13 protein-coding genes are annotated in these 12,844 nt (G+C 58.1%); 7 read left to right on the forward strand and 6 right to left on the reverse strand.

All coding sequences use genetic code 11. From position 1 onward, the window contains the following. Positions 1-47 precede the first annotated feature (47 nt). From VEG30_14520 to VEG30_14535, 4 genes are all read left to right on the forward strand, one after another. On the forward strand, positions 48-404 hold the full coding sequence (locus VEG30_14520; protein HXZ81140.1) for a DUF962 domain-containing protein: 357 nt from the start codon (positions 48-50) through the stop codon (positions 402-404). A gap of 54 nt (positions 405-458) precedes the next feature. Beyond that, positions 459-959, forward strand: coding sequence for a crossover junction endodeoxyribonuclease RuvC (gene ruvC, locus VEG30_14525; GenBank protein ID HXZ81141.1), 501 nt, complete (start codon positions 459-461; stop codon positions 957-959). 37 nt (positions 960-996) lie between these two features. Next, the gene (locus VEG30_14530; GenBank protein HXZ81142.1) at positions 997-1,722 is read left to right on the forward strand and encodes a hypothetical protein; all 726 of its coding nucleotides are present in this window, start codon (positions 997-999) and stop codon (positions 1,720-1,722) included. A gap of 126 nt (positions 1,723-1,848) precedes the next feature. Next, positions 1,849-3,327: a FecR family protein gene (locus VEG30_14535; GenBank protein ID HXZ81143.1), complete on the forward strand. Its 1,479-nt coding sequence runs from the start codon at positions 1,849-1,851 to the stop codon at positions 3,325-3,327. Between the two features lie 153 nt (positions 3,328-3,480). Here the strand turns inward: VEG30_14535 and amrB are convergent, their stop codons facing one another. Continuing rightward, positions 3,481-4,293, reverse strand: a complete 813-nt coding sequence (gene amrB, locus VEG30_14540) for an AmmeMemoRadiSam system protein B (protein HXZ81144.1) — start codon at positions 4,291-4,293, stop codon at positions 3,481-3,483. A 291-nt stretch (positions 4,294-4,584) separates the two neighbouring features. Continuing rightward, positions 4,585-5,511, reverse strand: coding sequence for a 16S rRNA (adenine(1518)-N(6)/adenine(1519)-N(6))-dimethyltransferase RsmA (rsmA, locus tag VEG30_14545; GenBank protein ID HXZ81145.1), 927 nt, complete (start codon positions 5,509-5,511; stop codon positions 4,585-4,587). 92 nt (positions 5,512-5,603) lie between these two features. On the opposite strand from rsmA, the gene glgA reads away from it, so the two are divergent. After that, entirely contained in the window at positions 5,604-7,061 is a 1,458-nt protein-coding gene (gene glgA, locus VEG30_14550) for a glycogen synthase GlgA (protein HXZ81146.1), read from the forward strand. A gap of 100 nt (positions 7,062-7,161) precedes the next feature. Here the strand turns inward: glgA and VEG30_14555 are convergent, their stop codons facing one another. The 4 genes from VEG30_14555 to VEG30_14570 form a co-directional block, all read right to left on the reverse strand. Continuing rightward, positions 7,162-7,515: a PilZ domain-containing protein gene (locus VEG30_14555; protein HXZ81147.1), complete on the reverse strand. Its 354-nt coding sequence runs from the start codon at positions 7,513-7,515 to the stop codon at positions 7,162-7,164. Between the two features lie 109 nt (positions 7,516-7,624). Next, entirely contained in the window at positions 7,625-9,019 is a 1,395-nt protein-coding gene (locus VEG30_14560; GenBank protein HXZ81148.1) for an amino acid permease, read from the reverse strand. Beyond that, complete coding sequence (locus VEG30_14565; protein HXZ81149.1) at positions 9,001-10,506, reverse strand: sodium:solute symporter; 1,506 nt, start codon at positions 10,504-10,506, stop codon at positions 9,001-9,003. Before VEG30_14565 ends, VEG30_14560 begins: the two co-directional genes overlap by 19 nt. 97 nt (positions 10,507-10,603) lie before the next feature. Then, positions 10,604-10,909: a hypothetical protein gene (locus VEG30_14570; GenBank protein ID HXZ81150.1), complete on the reverse strand. Its 306-nt coding sequence runs from the start codon at positions 10,907-10,909 to the stop codon at positions 10,604-10,606. A gap of 58 nt (positions 10,910-10,967) precedes the next feature. Between VEG30_14570 and VEG30_14575 the strand changes: the two genes are divergently transcribed. Both VEG30_14575 and VEG30_14580 read left to right on the forward strand, forming a co-directional pair. Beyond that, a complete protein-coding gene (locus VEG30_14575) occupies positions 10,968-11,453 on the forward strand; it encodes an adenosine-specific kinase (protein ID HXZ81151.1) in 486 nt (161 codons plus the stop codon). Between the two features lie 239 nt (positions 11,454-11,692). Then, positions 11,693-12,844, forward strand: a 1,152-nt coding sequence (locus VEG30_14580) for a hypothetical protein (protein ID HXZ81152.1), incomplete at its 3' end; no start/stop codon positions are given.

Here is a 12,844-nt window from a genome sequence, read left to right on the forward strand (position 1 = left end):
GATGTCCCCTACCAGGGGTTGACTTTCACCCTGGGGGTGAGGACGCGATGGAAGAGCCCTACCAATTCACCAGCTACGATGACTTTTTTGTATTCTACCTGCGCGAGCACAGCCGCCCAGCCACGCGTTATCTGCACGCCTGCGGCACCACGCTGGGACTGATTGTGGCTGTCGTCACCGTGGCCGCCGGGAAGCTTTGGGGAATCCTGCTCTTCCCGCTCATCGGATACGGGTTTGCCTGGTTCTCCCACTTCGTTGTAGAAGGTAATCGCCCAGCCACCCTTGGTCATCCCTGGTGGTCGCTGATGAGCGATTTTCGGATGATCTACCTGATGATGACCGGGCAGTTGGGAAAATGGATGGCGCGATCTGTCAGTGGCTCTTCCGCCAATCTTCCTCATTAAGGACTGCGCGATGGCAATACCCATCTCAAGCAATGCCGATATACACTCGCGCTTATGCGTGTGCTGGGCATCGACTGCGGCAGCGAATACACCGGATATGGCGTGGTGGAGCAAGCTGCCGACGGCACTCTGCACTTCGTGACCTGCGGAACAGTGAAGCTCTCGCCGAAGCAGCCCATGCCGCAGCGCCTCGGCCAGGTCTTTCGCTTCCTCTGCGACATCATTGAGCAGCATCACCCCAACATGGTGGCGATCGAGGACGTCTTCTACGCCGTAAACGCAAAATCCGCCCTCAAGTTGGGACAAGTGCGCGGTGTGGCGATGCTGGCTGCTTCCTCTCAGGGATTGGAGGTGGCAGAGTACGCGCCTTTGTCGATCAAGTCTGCGGTGGTCGGCTACGGCCGCGCGGACAAAAGCCAGGTGCAGCACATGGTGACAGTCTTGCTGAAGTTGCCGGAACCGCCGGAATCGCCCGATGCCGCTGATGCCCTGGCCATCGCCATCTGCCATCTGCACACGGATGGGACACTCAGGCGCATGAAGGGGGTCCACTAGAGTCTCTCGCGCTTGCAACCATTACAATGTTTATCTAGTGAGAGCCTTTGGATTGTTTCGCAAGGACATTAGCATTGTCCGCTTCTTCAGCTGTTTGCTTCTTCTGGCGCTCGGTGTGGGAATTTCCAGCGGCGCCGCGCAATCGCCTGCTGCTCCCATCGAGTCTGCAAGGTCGGGCGCCATCACCTTCACCTTTGACATGCCCCAAATTGATCCCAGCCACTACGTCATCGTGGTGGACTCCGGTGGCCATGCCAGTTATGAATCCCACAGTCAGGATCCCGACGATCCTCCCTACCACATTGAATTTCGCGTATCGGATGCTGGGCGTGACAGCCTGTTCGCCGCTGCCCGTGAACTGAATTATTTCCGGGGCGACTTCGACTACCGAAAGTCAAAAATTGCCTTTACCGGAACCAAGAAACTGGAATTCGCCAGCCCGGAGCAGCAGGGTTCGACCACTTACAATTGGTCGCAGGATGTGCGCATCCAGCGGGTGACGCAATTCTTCCAGAATCTCTCAACTACGTTGGAAATGGGGCGGCATCTGAGCGATCTGCATAAATATGACAAACTGGGGATGGATGCGGAATTGAAACGCATGGAAGAGATGGCTCGCACTGGCGACCTGACGGAACTGCAAGTGGTAGCGCCGGTGCTGGAGAAAATTGCCGCCGATCACACTGTGATCAACATAGCCCGGAGGCGTGCTGAAGCGATTCTGGCCCGCGTGCCTTCGTCGTCGGCATCCGAGCGGCCCTAGAAGCGAAGTGGGGCCAGGTTGAAACGGGGGTCGCCGGGCGCTGTTTTTTTGTGTTGCACGCGTCCGGAAGCACCCATTTTGGGTGTCTAATATGTCTAATAAGTAAGATCGACGCGGGGCGCGACTATGTTCACCAGGCGGACGGTACGTGCTCTCCTTTCTGCTGCCGCAATTCTGATCCTCATGTGGCCGATCTCGGTGTTTTCCGATTCGCACGTGCGATTCGTGCGTCTCAGCTACGTCGAAGGCGATGTCCAGATCGACCGCAACACCGGCAACGGTTTCGAGAAAGCCATTCTCAACCTTCCCGTCACGCAGGGTGTGCGCCTGGAGACCGGCGCCGATGGCCGGGTGGAAGTCGAGTTTGAAAACGGAAGCACACTACGGCTGCTCGAGAATTCCCAAGTCAGCTTCGACGAGCTCAGCCTGCAGGATTCGGGGACTCTGATCGATCTGGTCAGGATCGGCGAAGGCACGGCATATGTGAATTATCTGCGCAAAGGCAGCCAGGAGTTCACTCTCGCTTTTGCCGATCAGCGCATTAGGCTCGACCACGCCGTCCACTTTCGTGTCTCCGTAGACAGTCGGCGGGCAGAATTCGCTGTGTTCGGCGGTGAGCTGCCGGTCAGCAACGATCGGGAAATCGCGTGGGTACGCAAGGGTGAAAGCCTAACAATAGACTTGAGCGGTCCGTCCAAATTCGCTCTGGCAAAAGAGATTACGCCAGAGATTACTGATGGTTGGGATAGCGAGAGGGTGCGCTACGAGGCCGCGTACAACCAGACCGCGTCTGCTAACAATCCTTCGCCGTATCAATACGGCTGGAATGATCTGAGCTATTACGGTTCTTGGTCAACGGTGCCCGGCTATGGCTCATTATGGCGGCCGTTCGGAGTGAGCCCGTTCTGGGATCCATTCGATTACGGAGCGTGGGCGTACTACCCCGGTTACGGTTACACATTTGTTTCCAGCTATCCCTGGGGATGGACGCCTTACCGGTTTGGCAGCTGGGTTTGGGTGGGCAACTACGGCTGGTGCTGGCATCCGGGTCACTTCAATGGATGGCAACCAGTGCCGGTGGTGGTGAATCCTCCGGCGTATTGGGCGCGTCCGGTTTCTCCCACGACACCGCCAACTGCGGGCACAACCATCGTGCGAAATGTCCCGGTGAATAGCTTCGGTCCCAGGCCAAATCCTAATGTGCGGGCACCGTTGGTAGTCACGCAGGACAGCATTGAGCGGATCGCGCAGCCCAATAACCATGGCGCCGTTTCCGCCGCTACGGGAGCGTGGGTAACGCAGGCGAACTCGATGAGCATTCCGGCGAGCAGTTTGGCACCGGAGGCTAGACCGGTATCGAGCCAGCCGTGGCATCCGACGATGGTCTCCGGAATCGCGCCGGTCGGGTCGGGTGTGTCGCGTACCCCGCACGCTACAGGGCTGTCGCCAGCTTCCGGAGGCAGGAGCTATTCGTCCTCACATTCAGCGACGGGTTCGATGTCGGGGTCCGGGATGCACTCCTCCGGCTCGACGGGGGCTCATTCTTCGGGATCCTCTTCCATGCACTCATCATCGGGGATGCATGGTGGTGGCAAGTCGAAGTAGTCTGCTTTTTGAAATGCAGAGATTCTTCGCTCGGCGCGACCGCGGGCTGCGCCTGCGAAGAGAGCTGCCGCGCGTCGCTCACAATGACCCGTCAGGATGAACGAGGTCGCATAGGGGGTGGCCGCCTTTATTCTGGCAAGCGTGAGGAGTTGGTCAGCAGACCGCAATCCCAGCGTAGCCCACAACGGTCTTGCGGTCGCCGGAGATGTCGCCGCTGGTGGCGTACTTGATGAGCTCCGCCGACTTTGCTCCCAGCCAATTTGCTGCGGTCAGCATCGCCGTAGCCGGTCCGAATCCGCACATGCTGATCTGCTCGTTGATGACGACCTCGTAGAGCCCCTTGGCATCGAGTGCAAGAATGCGATCGATGGCCAGCCGGTCTTTTACGCGCGTGGTGGAGTCGGTCTCGTAATGGTTCATGTCGCTGGAGGCGATGATCATCACGCGCTCAGCCTGCGCGCTCACTACCTCGGCTACCGCTGTCCCTAACTGTTCGAGATACTCGTAGCGGCGGACGCCCACCGTGATGGGCACAAACCCAAAACTCGGAAGCAGGCTTTGCAAAAATGGAAGCTGCACCTCGAGCGCGTGCTCGTGGCGCTGGGCATCGTAATCTTCGCTGAGCAAGGGGTCCTTGGACATCAGTTCCTCTGCCAATTCGGAGTCGATGGCGACTTCGCCCAGGGGAGTCTGGTAGCGCCCCTCGCGAATGATCGAGAGCGGCTCGCCGTAGCCGGTGTGATTGGGACAGAGAATGATGAAGCGCTGCGGAAGCTCCAATCTCCCGTAAACCGCGCCCGCAACATGACCCGAATACATGTATCCCGCGTGAGGCACGACGCAGCCGAGGGCGCGCAGCTTTTCCCCACCAACATCAGTGTAGCTGTGAATTTCACGCAGAAGAGTTTCGGGCTTGCCGGGATAGAACTGTCCGGCGACAGCGGGTGGGCGGATGAACGTGGCCATGGTTCATCTCCCGTAAAGCAGGTTTCGGAGCCAAAGGCTGGAGCCGGCAAGAGCTCAGCTTGATTCCAGCGAATTATACTATGGGGTTCGAACTGTCATCACGCTTTGAAAAGCAGAGATTCTTCGCTCGGTGCGACCGCGCGCTACGCGTGCGGGGAAGAACTGGTCGCGCCGCGCTCAGAAACGACCCAGTGTAGGAAGTGCAGATTCCTCGATGCCTCTGCAGTCTCGTGCTGACAAACCAATCGCTTATGCTTATCCCGCGAAAGGCAGTACAAAACTTGATGGCAGCTAGCCCGCCACCACCTTCACCGCCAGCGCCCCGTACAAAGCTGCCATCTTGTCCAGCGACAAGGCCTCGGCGCGGACGTCGCTGCGCGCACCCGCCTGCTTGAGCGCGGCGCGAATCGACTCGCCTGCGTAGCGCTCTTTCAGATTATTTACCAGCATCTTTCGCTTCTTGCCGAAGGAGAGTTTCAGGAACTCGATGAAGCCTTCTTCGTCCACTCCGAGAGCCTGGAATTGTGGAGCCATAGTAAGCCGCAGCACCGTCGAGTGGACCTTCGGCGGTGGCGAGAAGGCTCCCGGCGGCAGAGTGAATAACTTCTCGACATTGGCGTAGAGCTGCGCAGTTGCGGACAGCAGTCCATACTCGCGGCCGCCAGGGCGGGCGGCAACGCGGTCAGCCACTTCTTTCTGCAGCATGATCACCACCGTATCGATACGGTCGTGGAACTCGAACAGCCGCAGCAGAATGTCGGAGCTGATGTAGTAAGGAATGTTGCCGACGACGCGCGCAGTGGAGAGCTGGGTGTGAGGCGAGCGGTCGGTGAGCAGGCCCGGACGATGACCCAGCACGGTTGGGAACTCGAGCTTCAGGAAGTCGCCTTCCAGGATCTCCACGTTGGGGAAGCGCGTATAGCGCAGCCGCATTTGCGCAGCCAGCACGCGGTCCAGCTCAATGGCGATGAGATGACCGGCGCGTTGCACAAGCAGATCGGTGAGGGCTCCGCCGCCGGGACCGATTTCCACAACGATCTGATGCGAGATGTCTCCGAGAGCCTCTACTATCTTCTTCGCAGCTTTGGGATCGCTTAGGAAGTGCTGACCGAGCTTGGGCTTCTGCGGGCGCCTGCCGTTGGCCGTGCCATTCCTGCGCATTGCTGGGCCAACTGTTTCAGCGGCTGTCTCAGCGTTGACCCTATTTCCATTGGCCATTTAGACTCACCTTCCGGATGTTAATTAGCCGAACCTGGAACCTTCTGGCACACAATCATCTTCCCATTCCGCAATGAAAGGCATTCCCATAGATGCGAATTGTGTTTGCAGCGTCTGAATGTGTGCCGTTTGCCAAGACCGGAGGACTGGCCGATGTCGTGGGGGCACTGCCGGCGGCCCTGGTGGAGTTGGGGCATCAGGTTACGGTCTATCTGCCGCTTTACAAACAAACCCAGCTTCCCCCGGACACAAGAAAGGTCATTTCCAGTCTCACCATTCCCTTTGATGATAAGTACCGCTTTTGTTCCATCCTCGACGGTGGCTCACGCAATGGCGTCAAATTCTATTTTATAGATTATCCGCCCTACTTTGATCGGGAGGCACTCTACGGGACTGCTCTGGGCGATTATCGCGACAATGCCGAGCGCTTTGCACTTTACTGCCGCGCGGTGTTGGAGGCTTCCAAAATTCTGGGGGCGCCGGAGGTATTTCACTGCCACGACTGGCAATCGGCGCTGATCCCGGTTCTGCTGCGTACTATGTACGACGAGGATCCTTCGTTCCAGCAAGTCCCGGTGGTGTTTACCATCCATAACATTGGCTACCAGGGCCAGTTTCCTGCCGACATACTGCCACTGCTTATGCTTCCCTGGGACCTGTTCACCATCGGCAAGATGGAATTCTTCGGCAAAGTAAGCTTTCTGAAAGGCGCATTGCTGTTTTCCGACTTCATCACCACCGTCAGTAAGCGCTACAGCCAGGAGATCCAGACGGCTGAATTCGGCTTCGGTCTGGAAGGAGTGCTGAAGGGCCGAGCCGCAACCGTAACCGGCATCCTGAACGGCGTGGACTACAACGAATGGAATCCGGAAAAAGACAAATACCTCGCCCATCATTATTCGGCGCGGGATTTGAGCGGCAAAGCCGACTGCAAGAAAGACCTGTTGAGTGTTTTTGGACAGGACGGCTCGGAGGTGAAGCGGCCGGTGATCGGCATCGTGGCACGCTTCGCCGCGCAGAAGGGATTCGATCTGCTATCGCAAATCGCCGACCGCCTGGCCCGCGAGGAGTTGCTGTTAGTTGTGCTCGGCACCGGCGACAAGCACTACGAGGATCTTTTCCGGCGTTTGAACAAGCAATATCCGCAAAAATTCGCAGTGAAGTTCGCCTATGACGAGCCGTTGGCACATAAGATTCAGGCAGGCGCGGACATGTTCCTCATGCCTTCGAGGTATGAACCGTCCGGGCTGAACCAGTTGTACGCCCTTAGGTATGGAACCGTCCCCGTGGTGCGCGCCACTGGCGGACTCGATGATACGGTCGAACCCTGGGATCCCAAGACCGGTAAAGGGACCGGCTTCAAATTCACCGAGTATTCGGGAGACGCGTTGTTTGCCACGCTGAAGCAGGCACTTGCGGCCTACCGCGATCAGACCAACTGGCACACGCTGATGCGCAACGGCATGAACAAGGATTTTTCGTGGACGGCCTCGGCCAGAAAGTACGTTGAAGTGTATGAGCGGGCAAAGCAGATCCGGGAGTCGACCTAGCTAGCGGGACTGTCTGGTGGGAATATCGGCCGCGTTGGCCGCTTAATGCACAGATGCTTCGCCCGCTGATGTTGGGTTGAAGCCTCGCCTTTCAGAGTCATTAGGCCGGGTGGGCGACGGTGTCGGCCAGATTTTCGTACGTCTCGATCACCGCGGCTACCCCAAAGCGGGTTCCATTCTCTTCTTTCTCAACGCGCAAGACGCGAGCCTTGCAACGCACCCATGTATCCTCGGCCGGCGAGACACCGCGCGGCATAGGAAAAACCAGCTCCAATTCAGAGCCCTCCGCAACACGATTGCTTAAATACATGAATACCCCGCGCATGCTGATACTGACATCGCGCGTCTGGCCCGTTAATTCCAATGCGCCATCGCCCATCCGCTTTGCTGACACGGGGACGCTGGCGGAAATGCGCTTGGCGCGCCGCTGTTCGTTCCTGGGTTTACTTGGCATTTCTTCTCCCGAAGTGGCTGAGACTGCGAACCGAAGCTTAAGCTAAGAGGCGTGGCTTCGCAACCTCCAGGGCTTGTGGATCGAGTTCGCGAACCATCCCAGGCAAGTATTAGCTCTCCCGGCTAGCACGTTTGGAGGAAAAGCGGTAGAAGACAGGGATACCCGCCAGAATCACGATCACGCCGATGATCGAATTTTTCCAGTTGGCCATAAAGGAGTAATACAGCAGTACTGCCGATGCCAGGATGAAAACTGCCGGTACGAGCGGATATCCCCAGGTCTTGTAGGGACGATTCGCGTTTGGCTCCCGGACGCGGAAGATGAAGACCGAGGCCGTTGCCAGCATGTAGAACAGCCACTCTGCAAACAGAGTCAGCGAAAACAGCTGCTGAAAATTGCCGGCGAAGAGCACCAGCAGGCACGCCACCAGGGCCTGTACCAGGATGGAGGTCGAGGGCGTATGGAAGCGAGGATGGATGCGGGCGATGGAGCGGAAAAAATAGCCGTCGCGCGCCAGAGCAAAGGGAATGCGGGCCCCGGTTAAGGTGCTTCCGTTGAGCGTCACCAGCATTGAAAGAGCCATGCCAGCCGACACGACGCCCGCGCCCAGCGGTCCTGCCACTCGCGCCATGGCATCCGATGCCGGACGCGGCGATGAGGCGATCGCTCCCGCCGGCATCACGAACTGCACAGCCGCGTTCACCAGCATGTAGAGCGCGGCCACCGTGGCCACACCAAAGATCAGGGAAATGGGAAGGCTGCGCTGCGGGTCACGCATCTCCGCTGAAACCGTCGTCACCAGGTTCCAGCCGTCGTAGGCCCAGAGCGCGGCGATTAGTGCAGTCATAAATCCCGCAAAACCACCGACTGCCTGCGGATATGTGGTGGCGAAATTTGTCCAACTGCCTCGCGAGTAGCTGAATCCCGCGGCCACGATCCCGAAAATGATGGCAACTTTCAGCAGGGTGAAAAATAGCTGAAATTCTCCCGCCCGCTTCACCCCGATGTAGTTGATGAAAGAAATGAGTGCGATGGCGCCGATCGCGACCAGTTGGCCCCAAGTGATGACGACGGGGTTTCGGATCACCACCTGCGGCAGAAATGCCAGAGGCGCAAACGTGCCCAGAATGCGCACGAAGCCTGTGACGATGGTTGCAATGGAGCCGGGCTTGGCGATCAGGAAGTATGTCCAGGCATAGAGAAAGCCGCCCAGCGGACCGTAGCCATCCCGTACATAAACATATTCGCCGCCTGCTTCTGGCTTCATCGCGCTCAGCTCGGCGTAGGTGAGAGCTCCGAAAAATGACAGCAGCCCTCCCACGATCCATGCCAGGTAGACATAGGCGGAAGAGCCGACCGCCTGCATCATCTCGGCGGGCACCAAAAAGATGCCGCTGCCGATGATTGTCCCCACCACGATGGCGCTGGCGTGGCTGACCTTGAGGTCGCGCGCCAGTTGCGGGGCCGCACCCCTGGTTGCGCCGGTTACCACGATTTCTGCCATGCCGCCGGTTCCTTGGTAGCTTCTTTCTGCAGACTCGAGCCGACTATGCGGCTGGCCGCATAACCGATTGCGAAGGTCACTGAACTGCCGATCACCACGTACCAGGTCCAGGGTATTTTCGTAAAAAGCCAGATATAAAGGTTCAAGCAGAATCCGCAAACCATGCCCACGGCTGCGCCACGCTCGTTGGCTTTCCGAGTGAGCAGTCCAAGGAGAAAGACGCCCAGCAGCGCGCCGTAGGCCACCGAAGCAATGGAGAGGCCGACCTCAACCACGCGTCCGCCTCGACGCGAGAGGATCGCCAGTGTGAAAAGCACCAGTCCCCAGACGATGGTCGCAATCCTGGAGATCCGGACCCGCGCCACCTCGCTCGTCTCGGGATGGCGGTGAACGTAGAAGTCCACGATCGAACTGGACGAGAGCGAATTCAAAGCGGCACTCAGATTCGACATGGCTGCCGCCAGAATGGCGGCGATCAGCAGACCCGATATGCCATGCGGCATCTGGGTTACGACGAATGTGGGGAACATGCGATCGGATCGGCTGAAGCCAGCAGCCGGCGGAAACAGCCGGTAGAACACCCACAGCATCACCCCGACCGAGAGAAAAAGAGTGAACTGAAAGAGGATCGCCAGCCCGCTGCTGAGCAGTGCCGCTTTCGACTGACGCTCGTTTTTGGCGGCAAGTAGCCGCTGCACCATGAGCTGATCTGTGCCATGGCTGGCGGTGGTCAGAAAGGTCCCGCCGATCAATCCTGCCCAGAAGGTATAGGTTTTAGACAAGCTGAAAGAGAAGTCGAAAATTCGAAACTTGTCAGCAGCAGCGGCCGCGGTGCGGATCGAGTCCCATCCTCCGGGTACGAGGTGAAGGATGGTGAAAAACCCAACGAGTGTTCCGCCGACGTAGATCACCATCTGCACCACGTCAGTCCAGATCACTGCCGCCATACCCCCTTCGAAGGTGTAGATCAGGGTGAGCAGGGTGACGATGGCGATGGAAGCCAGATCGCGGCGAAACTCCGTCAGCCCACCCAGCGCGGGGTTCAGGGCAATTCCTACCACGATAGCCACTGCAAACACGCGCACTCCTTCGGCGGCGGCGCGCGTGATCAGGAATAGGCCGGCGGTGAGCGAGCGTAACCGCGGTCCGAATCGGCGCTCCATGAGTTGGTAGGCGGTGAATAGATCGCCACGAAAATAATGGGGAATGAAGAGCAGCGAGATCACTACTCGGGCAACCAAATAGCCGAGCACTACTTGTAGAAAACCGAAGTTGGTGTCGTAGGCCAGGCCGGGGATGCTGATGATGGTCAGGGTGCTGGTCTCGGCGGCAACGATGGAGAGAGCGATTGCCCACCAGGGGACATTGCGGTCAGCAAGAAAGTAGTCGCGCAGCGATCGGTCCTTCTTGCGGAAGCGAAGGCCGAAAAGCGTAATTCCCGCCAGGTAGGCCGCGATGATGAAGAGATCAAGCCTGTTCAGGCCCATCAAATATTCAGCAGCCTCCGGTGGGATCCCTTGCAATTCACCCCTATATCTTCAGCGAAAGCCCCTCCGAAAAGGAATTGTCAAAGGACATGCCGGTCTAGCGGGTCTTGGGCAGGGCGCGGAATGAGACGAGATCCCAGGAGGCATCGGGGGCAGAAGTTTGCTGGCGCAAGATGTAGAGATTCCCATCGTCTGCGTGAATTTTGTAGAAGACCGCGTCCGGCCCGTACCACTGATCCAGAATCTCTTTGACTCGATACTCATGTCCATCGAGGCGAAACCGAACCGGTCTTTCGTCTGCTTTACGGCCTGAATAGCAGTACACTTCCAGCTTCATTCTTGGAGTCCGGTTGGGCGGATGGAAGACCTGTCCCAACACCCGAGGCGGCGCGCCAGGACTCATGCTATCCGACTTCGGCGGGCCAGCAAATAGCTCGGCGCTTAGAAGCGGAGGAGAACTCATGCTCGAATTGAAGGCCGTGCGGATGGAGATCCCCGCGGAAAGCAACATTATTGTCGGACAGTCGCACTTCATTAAGACGGTGGAAGATCTCTACGAAGCCGTCACCAGCGCCGTGCCGCAGGCCAAATTCGGTCTGGCTTTCAACGAAGGTTCCGGCGCCTGCCTGGTGCGCTCAGAAGGAAATGATCCGGCGCTTCGCGCCGTAGCTGTCCGCAACGCGCAATCATTGGCAGCGGGCCATGCGTTTGTTGTCATACTGCAGAATGCGTTTCCGATAAACGTTCTGAACGCCATCCAGAGTGTTCCCGAGGTATGCTCGATTTTCTGCGCAACTGCTAATCCGGTCGAAATCATTGTGGCGCAAACCGAGCAAGGAAGGGGCGTGCTGGGAGTGATTGACGGCAGCTCTCCAAAGGGCGTTGAGGGTGAGGCCGATGTGACCTGGCGCCACGAGCTGCTGCGCAAATTTGGCTACAAGCGCTAAATGGGCCCGGCGAATGAAACTCGAGACCCGGTTCTGGTAGTTCGCAGTTGCAATCGCGAGAAAAATGTGCGAAAAATTCGCGGCACGATTTCCGGTTTCGCCGTGCGTCGGGGAACTCCCTTCTCGGGCCCCTCTGGGGAGGCCCCGATGTTTGCAACTTCTGAGCAAGTCCAACCAACAACATTTGCGTAGCTAGCGGCTGGCTCTCAAAGAGCTGGGGAACTCTCGCGAGGTGTGTGATGCGCCGTGCTGCCTTCTCGAAGCTCACTCTTACGCTAATTCTCGTAGTTGCGGCCGCATCGCCGCTCCGCGCGCAGTGGGCCACGCCGACGATTGATGGTTCGATTACTCCGGGCGAGTACGGGACTAATAACTCGCTTTCCAATGCCGGCAACACCGGACAAACCTGGTACATGACCTGGGACGCCAGTAATCTCTATGTCGCCATAGTGAACGCTAATCTCTCCGAAGGCGCGGTCGTGTACGTTACGGGAAATCCGCAGAATCCGGTCACCTGTTGCACTGACGCTGATGGCAACCTCTCCGGCTTCAACTATGACGGAAGCGATATCACATCGCTACCCTTCCGCGCGAAGTTCGTAACCTATTTCAAGGACGGTTACCGCGAGTACCGCAACGCCGACGGCAGTGGCAACTGGAGCGCGCAGACGGCGAACTATGGCGCCTACGCCAGCAATAGCGGAAATCAAAACACGCGTGAGGTCGCAATTCCTTGGAGCGCCATCACTGGCGGCGGGATTCCTTCAAGTTTTGTCTTTTTTGGATACCTGACGTCCAGCGGAGGCTACATCTACGGTCAGGTTCCCACCGATAACAACATAGGAGCGATTGGCAAGACGAGCGCCACGCAGTACTTCGCCATTGACAACACCGGCGACGGCACCAGCACGCCACCGTTCTCCAATGAGCAGCCAGCAGGCTTCAGCGGCGACGACAAGGTTGGCTTCTACCACAATACGTTTGACACGTTCTATCGCGATCAGGAAGGCGCGGTTCCGGAGAACACGCAGGTTACGCTGCGCTTCCGCACGCTGCATGCCACCGGCATTTGGGGTGTGAGCGTACGCGCCTACCTGTTCGACACGGCAACCGGCAACACCACCGGCCCGGTTGACACGGACATGCCCTTCGACCAGAACATCACCATAAATGGCACGGAATACGACGTCTGGAAAGCCACGCTGACCATGCCGTCTACGCCTACGGTCTATTACTACAAGTTCAAGATCAACCGCGACCAGACCAACGGCTTCTACAGCGATGACTACGTGGACGACAACGACAACGTCCACAAGGATGGCACCGGCGCAGCCAGCGACGGCGAGCCGTTCCCGTCATTCCAGATCACGGTTTACGACCCCGCCTTCCAG

The organism is Terriglobales bacterium (assembly GCA_035624455.1).
GTDB lineage: Bacteria > Acidobacteriota > Terriglobia > Terriglobales > Acidobacteriaceae > DASPRM01.